This is a genomic window from Rhodococcus opacus B4, assembly GCF_000010805.1.
In the GTDB taxonomy this organism is placed as follows: domain Bacteria; phylum Actinomycetota; class Actinomycetes; order Mycobacteriales; family Mycobacteriaceae; genus Rhodococcus_F; species Rhodococcus_F opacus_C.
This window is the reverse complement of record NC_012522.1, coordinates 1,447,218-1,469,660: the sequence shown is the minus strand read 5'-3', so window position 1 is coordinate 1,469,660 and position 22,443 is coordinate 1,447,218. Positions and strand designations below refer to the sequence as shown.

13 protein-coding genes are annotated in these 22,443 nt (G+C 69.1%); 10 read left to right on the top strand and 3 right to left on the bottom strand.

The genetic code is table 11. The features are described 5' to 3' along the window. The first annotated feature begins 559 nt into the window (after nt 1-559). From ROP_RS06845 to ROP_RS06810, 9 genes are all read left to right on the top strand, one after another. Entirely contained in the window at nt 560-1,015 is a 456-nt protein-coding gene (locus ROP_RS06845; RefSeq protein ID WP_231868867.1) for a hypothetical protein, read from the top strand. Then, nucleotides 1,012-3,687: a vWA domain-containing protein gene (locus ROP_RS06840; protein WP_012688600.1), complete on the top strand. Its 2,676-nt coding sequence runs from the start codon at nt 1,012-1,014 to the stop codon at nt 3,685-3,687. The genes ROP_RS06845 and ROP_RS06840 overlap by 4 nt, the downstream gene beginning before the upstream one ends. 48 nt (nt 3,688-3,735) lie before the next feature. Continuing rightward, a complete protein-coding gene (locus ROP_RS06835) occupies nt 3,736-7,311 on the top strand; it encodes a tubulin-like doman-containing protein (protein WP_012688599.1) in 3,576 nt (1,191 codons plus the stop codon). Between the two features lie 87 nt (nt 7,312-7,398). Then, nucleotides 7,399-10,017: a hypothetical protein gene (locus tag ROP_RS06830; protein ID WP_012688598.1), complete on the top strand. Its 2,619-nt coding sequence runs from the start codon at nt 7,399-7,401 to the stop codon at nt 10,015-10,017. A gap of 14 nt (nt 10,018-10,031) precedes the next feature. Further along, complete coding sequence (locus tag ROP_RS06825; protein ID WP_012688597.1) at nt 10,032-12,044, top strand: hypothetical protein; 2,013 nt, start codon at nt 10,032-10,034, stop codon at nt 12,042-12,044. Next, the gene (locus ROP_RS06820) at nt 12,041-14,596 is read left to right on the top strand and encodes a hypothetical protein (protein WP_012688596.1); all 2,556 of its coding nucleotides are present in this window, start codon (nt 12,041-12,043) and stop codon (nt 14,594-14,596) included. The genes ROP_RS06825 and ROP_RS06820 overlap by 4 nt, the downstream gene beginning before the upstream one ends. Continuing rightward, a complete protein-coding gene (locus ROP_RS44015; protein WP_231868864.1) occupies nt 14,589-14,786 on the top strand; it encodes a hypothetical protein in 198 nt (65 codons plus the stop codon). Before ROP_RS06820 ends, ROP_RS44015 begins: the two co-directional genes overlap by 8 nt. A 28-nt stretch (nt 14,787-14,814) precedes the next feature. Further along, on the top strand, nt 14,815-15,825 hold the full coding sequence (locus tag ROP_RS06815) for a hypothetical protein (RefSeq protein WP_012688595.1): 1,011 nt from the start codon (nt 14,815-14,817) through the stop codon (nt 15,823-15,825). Next, the gene (locus ROP_RS06810; protein ID WP_012688594.1) at nt 15,822-16,991 is read left to right on the top strand and encodes a TRAFAC clade GTPase domain-containing protein; all 1,170 of its coding nucleotides are present in this window, start codon (nt 15,822-15,824) and stop codon (nt 16,989-16,991) included. Before ROP_RS06815 ends, ROP_RS06810 begins: the two co-directional genes overlap by 4 nt. A gap of 828 nt (nt 16,992-17,819) precedes the next feature. Here ROP_RS06810 and ROP_RS06800 read toward each other — a convergent pair. The 3 genes from ROP_RS06800 to ROP_RS06790 all read right to left on the bottom strand — a co-directional run bounded on the left by ROP_RS06800 (nt 17,820) and on the right by ROP_RS06790 (nt 19,443). Then, entirely contained in the window at nt 17,820-18,449 is a 630-nt protein-coding gene (locus tag ROP_RS06800) for a GTP cyclohydrolase II (RefSeq protein WP_012688593.1), read from the bottom strand. Next, nucleotides 18,446-18,976 carry a flavin reductase family protein gene (locus ROP_RS06795; RefSeq protein ID WP_012688592.1) on the bottom strand — a complete coding sequence of 177 codons (531 nt, stop codon included), beginning with the start codon at nt 18,974-18,976 and terminating at the stop codon, nt 18,446-18,448. The genes ROP_RS06800 and ROP_RS06795 overlap by 4 nt, the downstream gene beginning before the upstream one ends. Before the next feature lie 71 nt (nt 18,977-19,047). Next, nucleotides 19,048-19,443 carry a hypothetical protein gene (locus ROP_RS06790; protein WP_012688591.1) on the bottom strand — a complete coding sequence of 132 codons (396 nt, stop codon included), beginning with the start codon at nt 19,441-19,443 and terminating at the stop codon, nt 19,048-19,050. Nucleotides 19,444-19,766: 323 nt separating this feature from the next. Between ROP_RS06790 and ROP_RS06785 the strand changes: the two genes are divergently transcribed. Next, nucleotides 19,767-22,436, top strand: coding sequence for a LuxR C-terminal-related transcriptional regulator (locus ROP_RS06785; protein WP_012688590.1), 2,670 nt, complete (start codon nt 19,767-19,769; stop codon nt 22,434-22,436). Nucleotides 22,437-22,443: the final 7 nt, after the last annotated feature.

Here is a 22,443-nt window from a genome sequence, read left to right as displayed (position 1 = left end):
CCGACACCGCTAGGGTCGAAAGTCCCTATTCGTCCCTCGCGGTGTCGGTTGAACGGTGTACAGACTCGGATTTGTTGGGGCGCAGTCTATTAAGTTGCTCACGTGCTGGGAGCTGTTATGTGTTACGTCAGGTTTGTCTGGTATTAGTTTCAACTAACTCGCTGTGAGCGAGTGGCTGGCAGAAGAGCGCGTGGTGTTGTCATTCGCCTGAATGAATCTCGGCCCCTACGACGCGTCGGGCGGTAAACGTGTCGGTGGGGCGGTGTAATTTCAGCGGCATAGTTCGACGTTCAAGGAAATAAGGGGGACGGGTGCGCGTGGTCGACGCCGCCGATTCGGGTGGGGCCGACATGCCGCCCGTTGGGCGACGCGCGCTGCCGCATTGTCTGTAAATTGCTGTGCCGCTTATTCGCTCGTGTAACGCTCGTCGCAATGTCGCGATGGAATGTTCGATCACCACACCTAATTCCCTGTGCGTCTGCGCCCTACCGCAAGAGAAATCCGTGCCTCGATGACCAACCCCTTCGACTTCAGTGACTACGAGACCTCTCGTGATCGCGTGACTACCGACACGAGTTCGTCGTGGCCGGCTGCAGACCAGTTCGGTTCGGCGGCTGCCGACCCCTTCGCATCTCAGCCCTCCGCGTTCGCGTCTACGACCGCGGCGGAGCCCTTCGCGGCAGCGCAGAGCGCGCGACCGAGCGGTGCGATCGCGCAGGGTGAACCTCCCATCCCCTGGCTCGTACTGGCCGCGTTGGCGGCTGCGGCAGGACTGGTCCTCGCAGTCACCTTGGGTTCGATCACAGGCTTGGCCGTCGTCGCATGGGTCCTGGCCGGCGGGTGCGCTTTCGGGCTCCTTGCCCGGTTCACCGTGCTCGACACTGCGCAGCGCGCGTTGCCCGTCTACGCGCGGTCGAAGGTCGCCCAGCGGGGCTATTGGGTGGTCGTCGTGCTCGCGTTAGCGGGAATCGTGGCGAGCGCGTGGCACATTGCGGAATGGGCGGGTCGACTGTGAAGAAGGTAGCCGCCCTCGCGGCCATGATGCTCGTGCCCCTGATGTTGGTGATCCCGTCCGCGTCGGCTGCCCCGACGACCGCGGCGGTCGGCGATTTCGGTGGCTGCCTCGCTGCGCAGCGGCAGGGCGATCTGATGCTGATGGTCGATCAGTCCGGCAGCCTCCAGGGTTCCGACCCCGACGCCGCGCGCGTGTCCGCGGCCAACTACCTGCTCGAGCAGCTCAACACGTTCGGCGGGTCCGCCGGTGTGGAGCTCAACGTCGCGATCGCCGGATTCGCGGACGACTTCACCGTCCACGCACCCTGGACCCGACTCGACAACGGCTCGCTGCCCGCCCTGCAGGGTGAGGTCGAGAAGTTCCGGACGCGCACCGACGGCATCGACACCGACTACTGGAACGCGCTGGACGGTGCCCGCCGCACGCTGGCCGAACATGACAGTCAGTCGGAGGCCAACCGCTGCCAGGCGGTGGCGTGGTTCTCCGATGGGAAGCTCGACTTCACCGTCCGCGACGCCGAGAAGCCCTACGCGCAGGGCATTTCCCTGCGGAGCGATCAGGGCGTCCAGCAGGTGGTTGCGGCCGCCCGGGAATCGATCTGCCGTCCCGCCGGCATTGCCGATCAGCTGCGCTCATCGGGGATCGTCACATTCGCGGTGGGCCTCGCCGCGGGGACCGCGCAGCCCAGCGACTTCGACCTGATGCGATCGATCGCGACCGGCGGCGACGGGGCGTGCGGAAAGACCACGTCACCCTCACCCGGCGACTTCTACCTCGCGCAGAACATCGACGACCTCCTGTTCGCATTCGATGCGTTCAGCACACCCGGTCAGGCGCCGATCGAGGGCGAGACGGGCGTGTGCGTCGTGAGTGTGTGCGAGGAGGCGCAGCACCGCTTCGTGCTCGACGACTCGATCAGCTCGGTCACCGTGCTCGGCTCGGCCGACGCGGAGGGTCTGATCCCGACGCTGGTCGCTCCGAGCGGGGCGCAACTCGCGCTCGACCGTTCCGGCGCACCCACGACCGCGGCACTGGATGGCGCCGAGGTGGCGTACCGGTGGATGTCGCCGCGCTCGGTCAGCTTCACGATGACCAAGTCGAACGACCCTGCGCAGTGGCAGGGCATGTGGGCGCTCGTGTTCGTCGACCCCGACGGCTCCAGCCCGCTGGCCCGCTCCAAGACGAACATCCACATCTCGGGCAACCTGTTTCCCGCCTGGCTCGGCATGGATACGACGGCCGTGCACAGCGGCGAGAAGACGTCCGCCATCCGCCTGGGGATCGTCGACTCCGACCGGAACGAGATCGACCCGGAGGACCTGTTGGGCAGCGCCGCCCTGTCGGTATCGCTGACGGATGCGGGGAACGTCGATCATCCGTTGGTCGATCGGATTGCCAAGGAGCGCATCGGCGAACCCGTCGAACTCAATTTCACCCAGGTTCCGCCGGGAGCAGCGACGCTGCGCCTCACGCTCGATGTGACGACGGCCGACGCCCGATCCGCGGACAGTGAGGTCATCGCCCCGGGCACGGCGTTGACGCCGCAGTTCGTCGACGTCCCGCTCACCGTCTCGCCGCCGATCGGCTACCCCGTCGTGCCGTCGACGGTCGACTTCGGCACCGTCGAGGGCGCCGGGCAGTTCGCCGCGAGTATCCCGATCACCGGACCCGGCTGCGTGTGGTTCGACCAGGCCGCACCGGTCGCGCTCGACGCCGTGCCCGACGGAGTCGGTGACGTGGGTGTCTCCGCGGGCACCGCGCCGTCCGCCGCAGAATGCCTCCAGATCGGTGAGGGGCAGCAGGCGAATCTTCCCGTCGACCTGGCTGTTCCGGCAGCGGGCAACGGCTCCCTCAACGGGTCGATTCCGCTGATGATGTCGCCTCCCGGTGAGCCCGACCGCGCCCTGCCGATCAACGTCGCATTCACCGCCGAACTGCAGAAGCCGCTCAACAGTGAGCGATTCTGGTTGGTCTTCGCCCTGGTGCTACTGCTCAGCATCGCCCTGCCGCCGCTCCTCCTCTACGGCATCAAGTGGTGGACCGCGCGCATTCCGGCGAAGACGCTCAAGGCCATGCGCGTCGGCGTCACCGTCGAGGGTGGGCAGGTGCTGCGGGACGGCGTCGACTTCGCCATCCGGGACAGCGACCTGAGCCAGCTCGTGCGGGGGCTCAACAAACCCGCGCGCAGCCTGGACGTCGAGGGTGTCGAATTGCGGACGCGGATCGGTCTGTCGCCGTTCGGCCCTGGGTATGTAGTCGCGCAGCAACCCGGCCTCGTCGCGGCGACCGGAGCCGAACCTGGGGTCGACCGACGCACAGGCGGCGCGCGCCTTCCGCTGGCCATCCACAACAACTGGGTGGTGCTGCACGATCCGGATGGTCCGGCGAACCTGGCGACCGTGCTGCTTCTCGTCGGCGGTGACGCGACGGACGACAGCAACCGCCGTCTGGTCGCCGATCTGGTGCGCAAGCTGCCGGGCCGGGTGGCCGAGCTGAGGGCCGATCATCCCGGCTCGACTCCGACCGCGGCGACGCCGAGCGCGCCATCGTCGTCCGACCCCTTCGGTGCTCCGTCCGCCCCGACGTTCGGTGCCGCACCCTCCTGGGACGCGACCCCGGCCCGCTCGTCGGCCGGTGATCCCTTCGATCCGTTCCGGCCGCCCGGCTCCTGACCCGGATCGTCCTCGACGTCAAGCTCTCTCTTCTGTGAAAGGACCGTAATGAGGCGGTTTCTCGTAGTCGGTTGCGGTGGTTCCGGCGCTGTCACCCTCGCGTACATGATGGATCAGCTCCGCTCGGACCTCGCCGCGGCTGGCATCGACCGGATCCCCGGCGGGTGGCAGTTCGTCAGCATCGACGTGCCGACGGCGCCCGAGGCGGGACCGGACGGCCTCGACAACGTCCGCGACCAGGGCGGGTTCTACTTCGGTAGCGGCCCGCAGGGTGACTCGTACGCGGTGCTGGACAATGCGCTGACCAACCAGCTCACCGCGAAGCAGAGCCTCGACGAGATCGCCACGTGGGCGCCTCGTGACCCGTCGTCGGTGACGGTGCCCATCGGATCCGGTGCGGGCCAGTACCGCTCACTCGGCCGCATGATCACCCTGAGCAAGGCCGGCGGAATCCGCGACACCCTGCAGCGGGCGTGGGATCAGCTGTCGACGGTCGAGACGGCCAGCCAGATGTCTTCGCTCACCGTGCCCGGCGGCGGTTCCTTCGAGCAGGGTGAGTCGCCGATCGTGCTCGTCGTGTCGTCGATGGCTGGCGGCGCCGGTGCGTCCATGGCCCTCGACGTGTGCCGCCTGCTCACACTCATCCCGGGGCTCGACCCGCGGCTGATGGGCGTGTTCATGGTGGCCCCGGACATCTTCGACGGTCTCGGCAAGAGTGCCACCACCGGTGTCCGGGCCAACGCGCTGGCGATGCTCGGTGAGATCGTCGCCAGCCAGCTCGGTTCGGCGCGTGAGCACGACGTGGAGATCCTGCGCGCGCTCGGGCAGCAGCACGGGGCGGGCGAGAAGGTTCCGTTCGCGCGGGTGTTCCCGGTGGGCCGCAAGGTCGGTGTGGAGGGCGCACCGTTCGGAGACGGCTCGCAGAAGGCGATCTACCGCGGCCTGGCCCGCGGTCTCGCCGGAATGATGATGAGCGGCGCGGCCACCCGCCAGTTCGTGCAGTACGACCTCACCAACGATGCGGGACTGCCGGGCCAGCGGGAGAACATCGGGTGGGGCGGTCAGTGGGACAACCTGCCGTGGGGCACCTACGGTTTCTCCAGCCTGAGCATGGGCCGCGACCGGTACGCCGAGTACTCCGCGCAGCGGCTGGCCCGCAGCGCCGTCGATCGGTTGCTCGACGGTCACCGTTCACCGGGTAGTCCGGTGTCGGACGAGGACCAGGTCAACTCGATCCTCGACGGTCAGTGGAACAGCCTGCTCGCAGCGATGGGACTCCCAGTCGCGCACGCCGACGCGCGGGGCGCGCAGATGGGGGTGGGCGCCTGGCTCACGTCCGTGGTGCTGCCGTCCACCGATGCCACCCGGATGGCCGGCCAGACGGTGGAACTCGAACTGCGCGGGCATCTCCCGTCGGGTTCCGGCCTGGTGGCGGGACAGTGGGTCCCGGAGATCCGGCAGGCGCTGGGACGCCGTCGTCAGGCGCTGACGAGTTCGGCCGAGCAGCACGCGGTCGCGCACGCGTATGTGTGGCACAAGGGTCTGGTGGACCGTATCGAGGAGACGGTCGGCCGGTCGATCGCCCAGCTGGGTCTCCCGTACGCCACCGCGCTGGTCAGTCGTCTGCTCACGTACTGCAAGGACTCGGTGCGGACCGGCGCCGAGGATCTGTCCCGGCGCGGACCGGAGGACATCACGGCGCAGACCGCCGACGCGTCGCAGGTGCTCACCAACCTCAAGGGCAGCATCGAGAGTGACGCGGAGATCCTCGATCGGATCGTTGCCGACTGCCGCGACAACGTCTACCGCCAGCTGTATGCATCGCTGTCCGGCAAGGTCGCCGAGGTGGTCGCGGCGCTGGTGCCGGAGGTCCTGCAGCCGCTGCTCGACGCGTTGAACGAGGAGCAGACCGCGCTGCGCCGCGCGCGCAACAAGCCGGCCAGCGACGTCGGGCTCGCCCGGCTGGCGACGGATCAGTACGGCGCCTGGCCCGCCGACAAGGCCGATCGGGTGCCGAAGCGGTTCGCGGAAGCCAACAACGAGGTGATGCTCACCCCGTCGGTGGACTTCATGGATCAGTACCGGGGAGACCTGCCGCTCGCCGTTACGGCCTCCGAGACCGGGACGCCGCCGTTCGCGGCGGCGGTCGAACAGGCGGTGGCGAGCGTGGTGACGGGACTGTGGACCACGGTCGACGGCACCCGGGCGCCGGGGGAGGATCACTCCCTCGTCGAGCGCACGGCGGCCTGGCGGTCGCGGGCGTTCCCGATCGACCCGAACACCCGTGAGGCGCTGGTGCCGTCGTCGGCGCGCTACGACGTGCACGTCCGTCCCGTCGAGTTGCTCGATCGGGCACGGAAGTTCGTCGGACGCACCGGCGAATCGTTCGACCGGTTCTGCCGGGTGTCGCTCCGCGAGTACATCGAGGATCACACGGTGCCCGCGTATGCGATCGAGGAGCGGCGGGAACGGCTGCAGCGCAAGTTCACCGAGGCGCTCTCGCTCGCCCGGCCGCTGGCCAGCGTCAACCAGCAGGCGCTCGAGGCGCTGCACCCGGGACAGCAGGTGGAGTACCGCTACAAGTTCACGTCGGTGCCGTTCCTCAACCTGCCGGTGGCAGAAACGCTGTCGCAGGTGCTGCAGAAGGACCCGATGATCGATCACGAGACGGAGGGGGAGTTCGCGCGGCTGCTGTCCGACGAGGACCGGCTCACCCGCATCGACATCTTCGGCTCGTACCCCAACTACTCCCCGCTGGCGTACGACTCCGTGCTCGGGCCCGCCGCCAAGCAGTGGACGGATTCGACCCCGGCGCAGCAGGAGTCGTTCTGGAGGTGGCGCCGGTCGCGTCCGCTCGCTGCGTCGTTGCCGATGCACCGCGACGAACGTCGCGCGCTGACCGCCGGATGGTTCCTCGGCTTGGCGATCGGTCAGGTGCGGTTGCCCGCGGCCCCGTACGACGAACCGGTCCGGGTCTGGGACGCCGGCATCGGCGACTGGGTGGATTTCCCGAACCCGCTGCTCACCCCGCCGTCGCGGTTCACGGTCAGCAACGACTGGCTGCCGGCAGTGCTCGAATCGGTGTTGCTGGCGATGGCGCTGTCGCACGAGCCGCCGGTCATGCATTCGATGCTGCCCTACCGGGCGTTGAGGGCCGTCTACGACTCGTCCGCGGAAGACCCGGTCAGCGGCATCCACGAGGTGTCGGCGAAGGCACGGCTCACCGCGTGGCTGCGCACGGGTGTGCCGGTCACGGGATGGCAGTCGCAGGTGGAGAACACCGGACCGGACGTCTCCATCGCCGAGCGCGCCGCCAACGCCGCCGCATGGCTGACGAAGATCCGTGACCTCGTCGGCGAGCACTACATGGAACCCGGTCAGGACGGGGCGCCCGGTGGCGGCGCGCTGTCGGTGGTCGGGTTGCGCGAGCACGCGTCGCAGACGCCGATCTTCCGCGACATCGCACCGGACGTGTATTGGGCGACAGGAGAATTGATCGCCCTGATCGACGAGTGCAAGGCCCGCGCGGAGCGACCGGAGCAGCCGAACCAGGCTCCGGTGCACGCCGCGGCGCCGACTGCGATGGCACACGCCCTCGTCCTCCCCGACGCCGGTCAGTTCTGACATGAGCGTGTTGACGGTGTTCCTCGCCGCGGACGGTCCGGCGCAGGGTGTGCGGGACGTGCTCCGGGATCTGCCGCCGCCGGATTGGTGTCGCCGTTCCTGTGGATCGACGACACCGCGGTGGTCGCCAACGGCACCCGACTGCGCGCGGTGGAAACCACGGCGGGCACCGACACGGCGGTGATCCTGCAGGACGTGCTCGCCTCGCGGCATCTCGACCGGGTGCGGATCTGCGTTCTGGTCGCCGGCACCACCCAGGTCGATCCGGAGTCGGTGCGGTTCGTCTCAGAGCTGCTCACGTCCAACTCCGGGGGCGCGCGGTCGAGCCGGTTGCGACTGCTGGTGCGCCGCCCCGGGGCCGAGGACGGGGGCGCGACGACGCTCGCCGGCTGGCATAACCTGCTCATCGCGCCCGAGGATTCGCGTGGACCGGGCATGGGGCACGAGTCCCTCGCGCCGACCGCGGATCCGCTCGCCGTCGGGCGGCACGCGGCCCCGGTGATCGCCGGGGTGACCGGGCTGTGGAACGACGCGCAGCACTCCCCGTTCGACGACGAACCCGTGCTCCCCGGAAACGCGCTGCGGGTGGTCCGGTCCTACTACCGGCGCCTCGACACCGCGCGCGCCGAGCACGACCTCCGGTCGGAGCTCCTCGATTTCGGCGGCCTGATGCCGTTGCCGCACGACGCCGGCACCAACGTGCTGTATGCCGACGATGTCGCGTCGGCGACGTCGACGATGGCCCGGGCGTTGTGGCGCAAGCACAGTGCGCTGCTCAGCGGGGAACGCGCGGAGTCGCCGGGCGCGGTCGAGCCGCGGACAATCCGGTTCGTGCAGGCCCTGCGGATGTTCTTCTCGTTCCTGTTCGCGGTGCTGCGGAACGCGCCGGCCCAGTGGGTCGCGAGGGTGGCCAACCGGGCGTCGGCGTCGGTGGCGTCGGCAACGCAGGCCACTCTGTTCGGATCCTCGACGCGGGGTGCCTATCGCGTCGTCGTGGGCGGTGTCGACGCGGACGGGCACAAGGTCGCGTGGACCGACTACGAGGCGGCGTCCAAGCAGATCGGTGCGATGCTCGACGCGGCTGGTGCCACCCCGCAACCGGTGACCCCGGACCTGTCGGCGCTGTGGCGCGACTACGCGCGCGCCGCCCTCACGCTGTCGGATGCCAGTGAGCGTTCCGCGGGACTTCCGCCGGTGCAGGTCGGTGCCCATCGGGCCATCCTGCGGACCGCGGCGGACGTGATTCCCGGCCCGGGCGATCGGTTCACCGACATCCCGGGCATGGTGTCGGCGACGCTGAGCCTGCACGCCGTCGAGCCCGCAGACATTCTCGGGGTCACCGAGACCCGGGACCGCCTGCGGGAACTGGAGCAGGACCCGACGATCGGTCTCGACGCCCGGCGGACGAGCTCCGCGCTGGCCGCGTGGTGGAGCCGGAAGCAGCGCAGTTTCGCGGTGTCGTTCGGGTCGATCCTGACGAGCCGCCTCGACGCCACCGTCATCGAGTCCCGGGTGCTGCTCGAGCGTCTCGACAAGTCGGAACAGCGCCAGGACCTCGCCGAGGCGTGCGCCGAACAGCAGGCGCACATGTTCCGTCGCGTGCGCATCGCGACCGTGCTCTTCCTCCTGCTCGCCGTCGCCGCCGGAGTGTTCGCGTGGCGTCAGATCATCTCCTGGTGGTGGGGCGGCCCGGCGATCGCCGTGTGCGTGCTGGCGTGGGCCGCGGTGGTGGCCATCGTGTGCCAGCGCACCCAGCAATTCCTCGAACGGCTGCTGGTCGAGCGGGACGCCGCCGCGCGGGCCGACGCCGCGGATCGGGCCAATCTGCGTGTCGCACTGCGGGAGATCGAGCACCTCACCGGGGCCTACCGGCAGTTCCTGTCCTGGAGCCGCGCCCTCGGCGCGTTCCTCGCCGAGCCGCTCGGTGCCAGTGAACAGAGCCGGACGACGGCGCGCACCGTCGGCTGGGGGTTGCCCCGGCACACCGCGGTCGGGTCCGGGACGCCCGGCCCGGAGCAGGTGGAACGGGTGGCCGAGGCCCTGCGCCGCGACCTGTTCACCGTCGGCTGGCTGACCGATCCCTGGGACACCGTGCTGGGCTCGGCGGGCGCCGCACTCGGGTCTGCCGGTCACGACATCGACCGCGACCCGGGACTGCTGGCCGCGAAGCCCGGCGCCGGTTCCGGTTCGGCGCTCGACGAGTGGTCGCTGCGCTTCGACCAGGGCACGATCCGCGCGACCGGCGCCGCCGTGCTGTGGCAGCGGGCCCTCGCCGAACTGACCGGAACCCGAGAAGAACTCGCCCACGGCCTGCTCGAGACCGTCGAATACTTCGACGGCGGAGTGCCGCGGCGGGTGGGGGTCGACGAGTTCGTCACCGGGATCGGCACGGAATCGGAGGGGGTCGCGTTCTTCGACCGGACGATCTTCAGTGACACGGCGTCGACCAAGGGCCTGTCCGCGGTGTCGGGTGAGACGGTGACCCGCGTGCGCGTCGGCTGCGGGCTCGTCGCCGTCACCACCCAATACACCGACGGACTGTCGGACGAGGACCTGCGCTCGGCCCACGGGCGTCGCACCGACGTGGTGGAGATGCAGCACATTCCCGAGTTCGAGTTGCGTCCGGCCCGGCAGACCACGACCGGCCACGACAGCGTCGCGCGAACCCCGTTCGTCGTCCCGGTCGTCGACGGCCTCAACTTCTGAAAGCGAGTGGAACCGTGACCGAGGTTGCCTCCCCCGCAGTGTCCGATGGCGGTCTCGCCGCGTTGCAGCAGTGGCGACAGCGGCTGATCGACGACGACCGGCTGCGCCCCGGCGTGGTCAAGGACACGCATCTGCAGCAGATCCTCCGCTCGAACCGGCGCACCGCCGAGGAGATCGAGCCGATGCTGCCCCGGCAGGCGAAGGTGTTCGTCGACGACGTCGTCGCCGTGCTGTCGGCGGCACCGTCGACGGCGACCCCCGGCCGGGCGTCCACACCCACCACGCCCGTCGCGTCACCACCGCCGGTGACCGAACCCGCGCCGGGCAGCGAGCACGTGGTGTCGCTGCGCACCGAGGACTTCTGCGAATTCCTGCACGCCGACGCGGATCACCCCGTTGGCGTGGTGACGATCAGCACCGAACCCACCGGCGGGCACCTGCTCGAATGGGAGCCTCTCCCGGTGCAGGCCGGGCAGACGGTGCTCTACCGGGTGGTGTCCGGCGAGAACCATCGCGCCTACAAGCCGGAGGCGGGCCGTCTGGTCGGCGTCACCCGGGGCACGCTGCTCGTCGACACCGAGCCTCCGGCGGCCGCGGTGCGGCACCTGCAGGTCTGGTGCCACGTCGGACGCGACGAGCGGGACGCCGTCCGCCGGCAGCCCGTCCTGATCGCGGAAGGCGAGATCCTCAGCCCGGTCACCGATGTCGTCGTGATGGAGGACGAGGGCGCCGTCATCGGCCAGTGGAGTGCCTGGCCCACCGTCAATACCGTGCGCGTGCTGCGCATCCCGCTCGACGGCAGCGTCCGCGTCGACAACGACCAGCGGCACCGCATCCTCGCAGACCAGGCCAACCTCGGCGGATTCGTCGACCGCGACGCCCGCCGCGGGCAGCGCTACCTCTACCGCGCGATCTGCGAAGTGGAGGTGGACGGGCACACCCGCCTGTCGGCCGTCGCGCAGGCCGAGATCGCGGTGTCGGCGGTGCTCGAAGAGGTCGAGGATCTACACGTCACCACCCACGGCGACAGCGACAACCTGCGGTTCGATCTGCAGTGGACCCCACCCGGCATCGGCGCTGTGGTGCTGTATCGGACGGAGTCGGCGCCGCGGGCCGGTCTCGACGGCGCGGTGCTGGCCGCGGACGCCCTGGAGCTGTCGGGGGGACTTCCCGGTTCCGCGCGGCTGGTGCATCCGGCCGTCGCGGGTGAGAACGGCACCCACCGGATGACGGATGTGTCGTGGCCGCGGGGGTGGGTGCGCGCGTACTTCACGCCGGTGACGGCGCTCGACGGGCAGGTTCAGGTGGGTCGCACGTTCATCGCGACGCGTCCGCTGCCCCCGCTGCGGGATGTCCGGATCGTCGAACGCTGCTCCGAGCAGGTGCTCACGTTCCCGTGGCCGGAGGGTGCGGCGTCGGTGTCCGTATACCTCAGTGCGCCGGAGATTTCCGCGGAGCACGCCATCGAGCAGCGGCCGATGGCCGAGATCTCCCGCTCGACCTACGACCGGGACGGCGGACTGCATCTGCCCGAACCGCTGCCGCCGCGGGGATGTTCCGTCCACGTCGTCCCCGTCGCGTACACGGCGGGCGAACGGATCGTCGGGATCCCGGCCACCGTGGAGTACCCGGGACTGCTGCGCATCGAATACCGGCTGGAGACCAAGCGGTCGCCGACCGGCAACGCCGCGACCGCCGTCATCCGGCTCGCGTCCGAACTCGAGCTGCCGACGGCGCCGCCGTTCGTCGTCGTGTTCAACGCCGGGCGATTGCCGCTCAGCGCCCGCGACGGCGAACCCCTCGAGGTCCGCGGCGAGGGCCAGACCACGGCCGGGGCCCGGAGCTTCCACCCGCGCGGCCTGCGCAAGGACTTCGGGCAGCCCTGGACGGCCGACGTGTCCGGCAGGGTGGGATTCCTGCGCGTGTTCGCCGATGTGCGGCCGGAGACCAACCGGACTCTCGCGCTGATCGATCCGCCGGTCGATCAGCTTCGCCTGCTCGACCTTCCGCCCGGACCGGTGGAATGAGCGCACCGCAGCACACACCCGGGCCGCCGCGGTTCGGTCAACTCACCTACACGTCGTTCGACGCCCCCGACCGAGGCCGGGCGGGCGGCGGCTGGCAGGTCAAGGACGTCACCGACGGCGTGAGCGCGGCCGAGCAGGAGTTCATGCGCGCCGGGGTCGCGACCCGGTTCGACTCCGTGCAGCCGATGCCGCAGTTCCCCACACCGGCCGACATCGCGGCGCGACCACGGCGCCTGGTCTACGCCCCGACGGACACCGGCGGCTGCTACTGGCACACGGCGCCCGCGGGTGCCGATGCGTCGGGGCGGCCCGGCAACGTCTTCGCGCACGTTGTCGTCGACCGGGAGCCGGGCGACGCCGTCCGTCCCATCGAACGGTGGGGTTCGCCCGACTGGCTGGCGCCGTTCGGCGCGGACGCCGTCGCGGCCGCCGAACTCCCCGACCGTGCGCCCGCACCCGGCGGAAGCATCGATCGCGCAGCCATTCTCGACTTCCTGCTCGATCCCGGAACGTGGCGCGTCGGTGTGCTGGGTGTTCTCCTCGACGCGGTCGATCAGGCGATGCACGGTGGTCCCGGTGTCGTGCTGGGCTGCGTCGACACGGAGAGTGCGGCCCGGTGGATTGGTGCGGTCTCGCATTTCATGTCCCCGGGTGCCGCGCAGCGATTCGGCTGGTCGACCGCGGACCGGAGTACGACCGTCGTCGACACCCTCTCCCGGGGTGTGCATCTGGTGTGCGTACCGACCGGCGACGCCGTGGACGGTATCGCCGGCTGCGTCGTTCTCGGCGAGACCGACACCCCCGACCTCGGCGAGTGGGGCGGGGAACCGCACCGGACCGCGACGGGGCAGCTCGTGCCGGTCACGTCGTGGTCGGTGCTCGCGCAGACCGTGCTCGTCGATCCCGGCAGCGCCCGGCGCGCGCTCGACCACCAGGACGCACTGGCCGCGGCCGTGGGCGACCGCGACCTCGCCGGCACCTGGCCGCTCGCCATGGCCGTGCTCGCGAATCCCGAACTGCACGACGCCCTGCCCGAGGCCGCGGCCGTGGTGCTCGCGCAGTCGCCGGACGCGCTGGCCTCGTTCCCGGACGAACTGGCGATCGTCGGTCACGTCGTGGACGAACACCTGCCCGGCAGCATGGACGAGGCCTGCCGGGTGGTCGCGGAGTGGCGACGCGGCGGTGGACCCGCCCCAGTGGTGTGGGACGTGGCCGGACGGGTTCTCACGTATCGCGCTCTCGCCGACCGCGAGTGGATCCGCGCCGCCGGTCCGGCCGAGTTCGCCCTGTTCGCGACGTGGCCGCATTCGGAGGATGTGGAGCGGGAGGCGCAGAAGGTCCTCTCGACGCTCGTGCAGAGTCAGGGAACCGACCCCGCCGCCGCGGCGCACGACGCGGTGAAGATGCTCGATCTGCTTCTGCACGCCCGCCTCGTCGGCGACTCCGGTCGCGACCTCGCCGCCTCGTTGCTCGACCGCGTCGTCGTCCCGGTCCTGTGTGATCGCGAGGCGGGCCCCGCCCTGGTCACCGGGCTCGGCGCCGTCGGAGCCGACACGTATCGGCTGCTGCAGTCGGCCGTCGCCGGTCACCCCGATTTCGCCGGCCGCCCACTCGGCGCCCGGCTGGCACCCGAGGTGTTGCGCTGGCTCGTCGACGAGGTCCGGGTACCGACGTCCGACGAACTGATCGCTGCACCGTGCCGCAGCGCCGAACCGCTGTGCGCCATCGTCGCCGATGCGGTGTTCTCGGTGGTGAAGAGCGGCACCGACGACCACAAGCGGGCGTGGGAAGGCTATGCACCGCTTGCCCTCTGGCGGGCGCTCTACGAAGCGAGTGCGGGCGGCTGGGCGTCGAGCGACGTCGATGCGCTCGTCGACGCCTACCCCTGCACTGTCGCGCAGTGGTGCGAACTCGTCGGCGCCTTCCCCGATCATGTCCCACCCCGCTTGCTGTTGCCTGTTCTCCTGCTCGAGCCGTGGGGACCGGAGGTGGAGATGCTCGTCAAGCACATCGACGCGAATCGAGGCGGCACGTTGGTCTTCGGCGTCGCGCACCCGGTCGACGAGCTGGCGGTGTCGTGGGCGCTGATCCGGGCGCAGGATCAGTGGGACCGGATCGACGACCCGCGGCTCCGACGCGCACTCGAACGGCACGGCTGGCCGGTGCTCAAGGACTACGGAGATGCCTGCCCCGCGCAGCTTCCGCCGGATCTGCTCGTCCGACTCGCCGTGGTCGCGGTCGCCGGGTTCCTTCCAGTTCTTCCCGCCGCACAACGGCACCTACATGCCCACCATGCCCGCCGATCATGTCGACGCGCTGGCGCGCGCGGTGGATCAGGACTCGGATTTCGCGATCACCGCCCTGGTCGATCTGGTGAGAAGTGGTGCCCTGAACGAGCACTGGGTGGTCCGGTCGGCGGTCCTCAGTTCGCCGGCCGCGCCGCACATCGAATCGGTGCTGAGTCGCGACGACCTGCTGTGCCGACTGCAGGTCGGGCCGGCGCAGGCGCGGCGGTCGCTTCTCGAGCAGGTCGCGTCGATCATCATGGGTGACGGTGACTACCGCGGTCCCGTCGGCACCTTCGAGGTGTCGGCCTCGCTGCGCGCCGAGATGCGGGAGCGGCACGACGTCGGCGACCGATTCCGGGCCGGGGACGCGTATGCGCGGTTCGCGTCGACGTGGCTCGAGGACGTCGAATCAGGGTTCGTGCTTCTCGCTCACGAACGGTCGGGCCGGCGATGAGCGGGACGACAGGACGCATGCGCACCGCATGCAGGGGAAAGGGATCGAACTGATGTCGGGATATGTGCTGAACGGTGCGGGCCGCGTCGAACTGCCCAATCGGCCGCTCGCGGTCACCGTGGCCGCGGTGACGACGGCCGTGCCGGTGCGTGCCACGCTGCCCGACGGCAGGCCGGCGGAACCGGCGCTGTATCCGCGGGTAGGGCTGCTGATCCTGCCGCGGGTCGATTCCGAGATCGTCGTCGTGGCCCGGCCGGACGGCGAGGGCGCCGCGTTTCCGGACGGGACGGTGCTGCAGGTGACGATCGGCGTCGACAGCAGTCGCGACCTCGACTCCGAGCGCGCCGAGCTGACCCCCGTCGACGTGTCGGGGCTGCACCAGGTGGAGTTGGCGACGATTGCCCCAGCGGGGCCGCGGGTCGCGATCACCGCCCGCCGCACTGCCGTCGACGTGTCGCTCAGTGATGTGGGTTCCCGGGCCCGGTCGGCCGCGCGCAGTGCCCTCGCGCTCGACCGGTTGCCCGAACCGCGCCGCTTCGACGTGGAGGTCGACATCGACACCACCATGTCGATGCTGGCCCGGATCGACGACGGCAGCGTCCGTACGGTGATCGACGTGGTTGCCGGGGTCGCGGCCGTGGTGGGCACCCGGGAAGAACTGGTGGTCCGGCTGATCGGCCACACGGTGACCACCCTGCCCGTAGCCGAGCTGCGGGACGTCGCGAATCAGGTTCAGGCCGAACTCGACTCGGCCGCGCTCGGGATGGGGTTCCGATCGGCGGCCGTCGACCGGAGTGAGCGCGACACCCGCACCCTGGCCTTCACGGTGACCGATTCGGTGCCCGCCGATTGGGACGGTACGTGCACCGACACGGTGATCCGCCACCTCGTGCTCGTGAGTGACACGGCCGTAAGTGCGCCCGGTATCACCGCGGTGCCGTCGTCTGCCGCGCCCGAGCTGTCGAGTCTGTCTGTAGTGGTGACCTCGCTGCTGGCCGATGTGTCGGCGAGCTTGTTTTCGGAAGGCGTACGACGATGACGAAGTGCCCCCGGTGTTTCACGACCCTGACCGGTGACTGGTATGCGTGGACGGCGGTCGCCCCGACGGACGTCGAGGTCGACGACGTCGCCACCAAATACCACGGCAGCCAGGTGCGGTCGGGGAAGGTCTTCGAACTGCAGCGCCCCGCCGACGCGGCCGACGACTGGGCCCCGGCCGACGACTACGCGACGGGCAAGGCCGGCGGCCCCGTCGTGGAGGTGTGCCCGCAGTGCCACTACAAGCTCCCCGTCGGCTGGCGCGATGGCCGGGCGGCGTGCATCGCGATGGCCGGCGCCCGCGCCACCGGAAAGACCGTCTACATTGCGGCTTTGGTGAAAACCCTGCAGCTGCTGGGGGAGCGGCTGAATCGGGTGGTCGAACCTGCCACCGGTGAGACCGAGGTGAACTTCCGAGAGCACTACGAGCGACCGCTGTTCGAGGAGCGGGGAATTCTCGAGTCGACACCCGCGTCGCACACGGGCAATCCGTATCAGCGTGAGCCGCTGATCTTCAGCCTCGGCCCCGGCCTGCGGGACGACACCCGGCAGTATCTCGTGATCCGGGATGTGGCGGGGGAGGACCTCGAGAACCCCGGCAACGTGGATGCGACGCACATGCAGTTCTTCGCGCAGGCCGACGGCGTGGTGTTCATGTTCGATCCGCTGAAGGTCGAATCGGTGCGGCAGCAGCTGCACGACCTGGTGCCGGCGCAGGAGCGGGTGGGCGGCGACCCGCGGTCGGTGCTGCGGACGGTGCTGTCGATCATCGGTGCCGGGACCCCGAACCTGGCCGTGGTGCTGTCGAAGTTCGATGCGCTGCAAGCGCTCGAGCGAGTGGAAGGCAGCGACTGGAGCGAGATCATGTCGCAGCGGGGCGCCGCCTTCCTGCGTGACCCCAGCCTCCAGCGCGCGCCGTACCACGAGGTGGACGGGCAGCTGCTGCACGAAGAGGTGCGCAGCCTCCTCGACAAACTCGAGGCGCGGTCAATGGTGATGTCGGTGGATCAGCCGCCCACCGGCAATGCACTCTCGAGCCGTTTCTTCGCCGTCTCGGCACTCGGCGAATCACCGGTCGGAGATCGACTCCACAACAGCGGGATCTCACCCTTCCGATGCCTCGACCCCGTGCGCTGGATCCTCGCGCAGCGGGGGGTGTGGGTGTAGGCGATGAGAGATGTGACATCAAATTCAGACGAGTCAATGGCAGGAATTCGCATGATCAAGACCGTTAGACCTGTTGAATCGGCCGTGTGCTGGTTTGTCGGCGCAAGTTACGGCGGCAAAGTCGATCAGCTCTCGAGGTTCCTATCCCAGGGGATCTGGGAGAACGGATATACCGACAAGCACTTGGAGAAAGTGCGGTCGATTCAACCTGGTAAGCGGATCGCGATCAAGTCGTCCTGCAAAAGTTGATGACGCCAGGAGGCGACCTCGATATGAGCGATAAAACGGGCCGAGATGCCAGGTCCGCGCAGGTTGAGTGCGAGTTCGAGAAGCTGGACCGGTTCGTGCAGAAGGCGGAGGCTATCGCGCGCCGCCGCCCACTTACTGCGGGAGAGCTCGAGTTGGTCACGCGCGCCCGCGCACGTAGGGCCGAGCTGAGCCGTGCACGATCTGGTCAATTCACCTTCTCGGGGACCGAATACCGGGAGTCTCGATACCGCTACGGGAAGAATGGGAAGGGTCGTAGCGCGAAGCCCACCACCGTGGAAGCGATGTATCGAGGGGGGTTGCCGCGGTAATCGCCGAGGCCGTTGACCACGGGCAATTGTCGGGATCGTCCGTTCACATTGTCGGCTGGTCGATCTCTCGCGACGTCGTTCAATCACCCGCGTGCAACCTCGGCGAGGTGTCGTCGCTCGAGTGCTGCGGTCGGTGCGCGCGCACCGGGATGCGCGCCGACCTATCGAGTTTGCATTGACTGTCGGCTGGTTGGCTCCGACGAAAATAAGGATCGGTGGCTTCCAGATAATCTGTCGACCAACAGACAACTTAGAGAGTGTCGGTCAGTCGCACGCGGGTAAGCCTGTGCCCGAGCCGGTCGCGCTTGGTGGCGAGGTAGTGGGTGTTGTGGTCGTTCGGCGTGATCTCGAGGGGCGCAATGTGGGCGACGGTGATGCCGGCTGCGGTGAGGCCGGCGGCCTTGGCGGGGTTGTTGGTGAGTAGGTCGATGGAGTCGATGCCGAGGTCGTGGAGGATGGCTGCGGCGTCGGCGTAGTCGCGGGCGTCGACGGGTAGCCCGAGGTGCAGGTTGGCGTCGACGGTGTCGAGGCCCAGGCGGTCCTGGAGTTGGTAGGCGATTTTCGCGGCGAGTCCGATGCCGCGGCCTTCGTGTCCGCGCAGGTATAGCAGGACCCCTGCGCCGGTGTGGGCGATGCGCTCGAGTGCTGCGGGGCGTTGGGGGCCGCAGTCGCAGCGCCGGGACGCGAGGACGTCGCCGGTGAGGCATTCGCTGTGGACGCGGGTGAGGGCGGTGGTGCCGGCGGGGTCGCCGAAGACCATGGCGAGGTGTTCTGTTCCGGTGGCGGAGCGGTAGGCGGTGGCGGTGAAGGGGCCGTGGTCGGTGGGGATTTCGGCGTCGGCGCAGCGGACGACGGATCGGGCCGGTTGGGCGGTGGTCATGCGGGGCTCGTGGGGGTGAGTTGGTGGAAGGTGGAGGTGTAGAACAGCAGGGGGTCGGGGGTGTTGGTGGCGCCGAGTTCGACGATGCGGCCGACGACGAGGTGGTGGTCGCCGACGGGTTGGACGAGGTCGATGTGACAGTCGATCCAGGCGTGGGCGCCGGTGAGGCGGGGTGATCCGGTGGTGGCGGGGGTCCAGTCGATGCCGGCGAATTTGTCGGTGCCGCTGCGGGCGAAGGTGCGGCCGAGTTCGTGTTGGTCGGCGGCGAGGATGTTGGCGCAGAAGCGGCCGGAGGCGGCGATGGTGGGGAACGTGGTGGAAGTGTGGGCGACGAAGAAGGCGACGAGGGCGGGGTCGAGGGAGACGGAGCTGAAGGAGCCGACGGTCAGTCCGACGGGACCCCCGGTGTCGTCGAGTGCGGTGACGGCGACGACGCCGGTGCAGAACTTTCCGAGGACGGTGCGGTAGGCGTCCGCGATGTCTTCGGGGGTGGTGGCGGTGAGGTGCGGTGAGGCGGTGGTGCGCATCGGTACCTTCTTCAGTCTCGGGTGGAGGGAGAGCTGCCGGCCGCCGCGCTGCCGCGGCGGCCGGTCAGCGGCTAGACCGACAGCCCGGTCTTGGCCCAGAACTCCTCGAACGTCGCCGAGCACATGTCGGTGCCGCGGGTGACCTTGCCGTCCTCGAAGCGGTGCGTCATCACGATCGTGGTGTCGAGTTCGAGTTCCGCGAGGCGGCGGTACGCCCGGACGTTGGCGGTCACCAGGTCGTCACCGACGACGTCGACGGAGACCACCTCGTTGCGGGACTCGTCGAGCTTCGCCAAGACGCCGAACGCCTCGAGGAACTCAACCTTGGTGTAGAGGCGCAGGGTTCCCTCGAGGGTGAAACCGGCCCACGTCATCTCGTCCGAGTACAGCTCCACGAGCGGAACCGGGTTCCCCTCGTCGGCGGCGGCGAAAGCTGCCTTCAGGGCGGCGGCATTGCTGTTGGTCATGCGGACTCCATCGTCGCTTCGGGTAAGTCATCACCACGGATCGTTCTGTGGTCCGCATCACCCTGCCCCGTGCGGGAGTGCGGCGGAACCGTCCAGTTACGTGGTTCGCTACGGTCACGCGCGAGCGGGCGTCGTGTTCGGCATTACTGCAGATAAAAAGCATCTTCCGGTGTGTCGGCGGCGCTCGGCCGCGTAGAGCGCGCGGCCGTGGTGACACATCTTGACCCCCGATAGTTGACAGGGGGCACGGCCAGCGACCAAGGTGATCCAGATCTCAATTACCGGGAGGGTGGCCGACCGGGTTCGAGTCCAGAAGGGACCTTGTGAACGCTGACGAGTGGGACGAGATTCGCCGACTCCACCGGCAAGGATCACCCATCAAGCACATCGCGGTGCAGCTCGGAATGTCGCGCAACACGGTGCGCCGGGCGCTCACTTTCGACCAGCCTCCCACCGACCACCGCAGCCGACGCGGCTCCGTCGTGGACCCCGTCGACTCGACGATACGGGAGCTGATCGCCGACGACCCCGACATCACGATCGTGGAGATCGCGCGACGGATCCAGTGGGACAAGTCGAGGACCACGCTGGCCCGTCGGGTCACCAGCATCCGCGAGGAACTGTCGACCGGCGAGTCCCACGACGGCCCCGTCGAGACGATGCCCGCGGTCCCGTCGGTGCCGGTCTACGGAACGAGCTTCGTGGGGCGACGAACAGAACTGCTCGAACTGCGGAGACTGCTCGGCGACCACCGGCTCGTGACGATCACCGGCCCGGGCGGAATGGGCAAGACCCGCTTGGCGATCCACGCCGCCGTCGAGTACCGCCGTGCATTCCCGGACGGGGTGCGCGTGATCGAACTCGCCGCGCTGCGCAGCCCCGAACTCCTGACCCAGACCGTCGTGGACGGGCTCGCCCTCGCCAACCGCGACATGCATGCCAGCCCGACGGAGAACACCATCATCGAGTACCTCCGGACGCGGCGGATGCTGCTGATCCTCGACAACTGCGAGCACCTCCTCGACGAATGCGCGCAACTCGTGTCGGTGCTGCTGCGCTCCACGACGGAACTGCGTATCGTCACCACCAGCCGCGAGATTCTTTCGGTTCCGGACGAATTCGTCTTCCCGCTCTTCCCGTTGCCCACGGTGAACGGGACGGAGTCGCCGACCCCGGCGCGCGGAACGGGCAGCGCGGTGGAACTGTTCGTGAACCGGGCCGCCTCCGTGCTCTCAAAGTTCGAGCTGACCGAGGAGAACCGCGACGCCGTGATGCGCGTCTGCGATCGCCTCGACGGTCTGCCCCTCGCCATCGAATTGGCCTGCGCGCGACTGCCCGTGCTGACGGTGTATGAACTGGCGGATCGGCTCGATCACCGCCTCAATCTCCTCACAACCGGCAACCGCACCGGCCCGCAGCGGCATCGCAGCCTCCAGGCGACGATGGACTGGAGCTACGAACTCTGCACTCGCGAACAGCAACTCCTCTGGTCACGCGCCTCGGTGTTCGCCGGCGGATTCGACCTCGGCATGGCCGAGGAGGTGTGCAGCGACGACGACGTCCCGGCGGACACCGTGCTCGACGGCATCTCGGCTCTGGTCGGCAAATCGATCCTGCACCGCGAAGAGGGCGGCACGCACGTGCGGTTCCGGATGCTCGAGTCCATCCGCGAATACGGGAACAGCAAGCTGACCGCGTCCGAGATGGACGCCCTGACGCTGCGGCACCTGCGCTGGTGTGCGCGGCTGGTGACGACGACGGCGGACAACTGGTTCAGCGCCGATCAACGCACTGGCAGCGAGAAGCTGCGTCGCAACCACGCCAACATCCGGTCGGCACTGCACGCGGCACTGCTGGATACGTCCGACGACGACGAAGTGCGGATGGCGGCAGACATGGTCTCGCGCGCCTGGTTTCTCTGGTCGTGCGGGTTCTCGGTGCGCGAGCATCGGATGTGGCTGAACCGCATCCTCGAACGGGAGACGGCGCCGACCGCCACCCGGGGGCGGATGCTCGTCAACCTGGGCCTCGTCCAGACCCTGCAGGGCGACCGCGAGTCCGCCGCCAGATCGCTGACCGAGGCCGACGCCGTCAACCTGACCGCGGACGACGCGACCACCGGCGCGTTCACGGCGGACGTCATGGGGTTGAAGGCGTTCTTCGCCGGCGACTTCGAGGAGGCGGAGACCCGGCTGACGGCCGCCCTGGAGATGTATGAGGGAATCCCGGAACGGGAGGATCTCGCCCACACGCTCCGCGTCCACCTGGGGATGCTCTACTGCTTCACCGACGAGACGGCGCGGGCCGCAGAACTCTTCGAGACGGTGAACCAGCGTGCCATTGCGGCGGGGGAGTCGTGGCTGCGCTCTTACGCCGTCTACGGACTCGGGTTGGTGGCGCTGATGAACGAGGATTTCGACGACGCCCTTCGGCTGGGCTCCGAAAGCCTGCAGCTCAGACGTGACTTCGACGACGTAGTCGGAACCACCCTGGTCACCGACCTCCTGGGGTGGGCCGAAGCAGAGGCGGGTTCGGCGGAACGATCGGCCGTGCTCCTCGGGGCTGCCTCGTCGATGTGGGAGTCGTTCGGCATGCAGCTGTACGGCTCGAGTCACTGGGTGGAGCAGCGAGCCCGCTTCGAGAAGCAGGCACGAAAGGCTTTGGGCGACGATCGGTTCGAGAAGTGCCACACCAGCGGAGCCGCGATGTCGGTCTCGGAGATCACCGGATTCGTCTTCGGGGAGTCGGTGCCGTCCGGTGATGAGGTTCCGGCGGGTCGCACACGCCCGGAAGACACACTTTCCCCGCGGGAACAGGAGGTGGCGGCGCACGTGGCCGCCGGCATGACCAACAAGGAGATCGCCGCCAAGCTGGTGCTGTCGCCGCGCACGGTGGAAGGGCACGTCGAACACATTTTGGAGAAGCTGGGAATGAGCAGGCGTCACGAGATCGCCGCAGCGTTCGCGCACGCGGGGCGGGGCACCCCGGCCTAGTTCCGGG

What these genes read in the sequence shown, in the direction of transcription:
- ROP_RS06835 (WP_012688599.1), top strand. Translation starts at nt 3,736, where the DNA reads ATGAGGCGGTTTCTCGTAGTCGGTTGCGGTGGTTCCGGCGCTGTCACC.
- ROP_RS06820 (WP_012688596.1), top strand. Translation starts at nt 12,041, where the DNA reads ATGAGCGCACCGCAGCACACACCCGGGCCGCCGCGGTTCGGTCAACTC.
- ROP_RS44015 (WP_231868864.1), top strand. Translation starts at nt 14,589, where the DNA reads ATGGGTGACGGTGACTACCGCGGTCCCGTCGGCACCTTCGAGGTGTCG.
- ROP_RS06815 (WP_012688595.1), top strand. Translation starts at nt 14,815, where the DNA reads ATGCAGGGGAAAGGGATCGAACTGATGTCGGGATATGTGCTGAACGGT.
- ROP_RS06810 (WP_012688594.1), top strand. Translation starts at nt 15,822, where the DNA reads ATGACGAAGTGCCCCCGGTGTTTCACGACCCTGACCGGTGACTGGTAT.
- ROP_RS06800 (WP_012688593.1), bottom strand. Translation starts at nt 18,449, where the DNA reads ATGACCACCGCCCAACCGGCCCGATCCGTCGTCCGCTGCGCCGACGCC.
- ROP_RS06795 (WP_012688592.1), bottom strand. Translation starts at nt 18,976, where the DNA reads ATGCGCACCACCGCCTCACCGCACCTCACCGCCACCACCCCCGAAGAC.
- ROP_RS06790 (WP_012688591.1), bottom strand. Translation starts at nt 19,443, where the DNA reads ATGACCAACAGCAATGCCGCCGCCCTGAAGGCAGCTTTCGCCGCCGCC.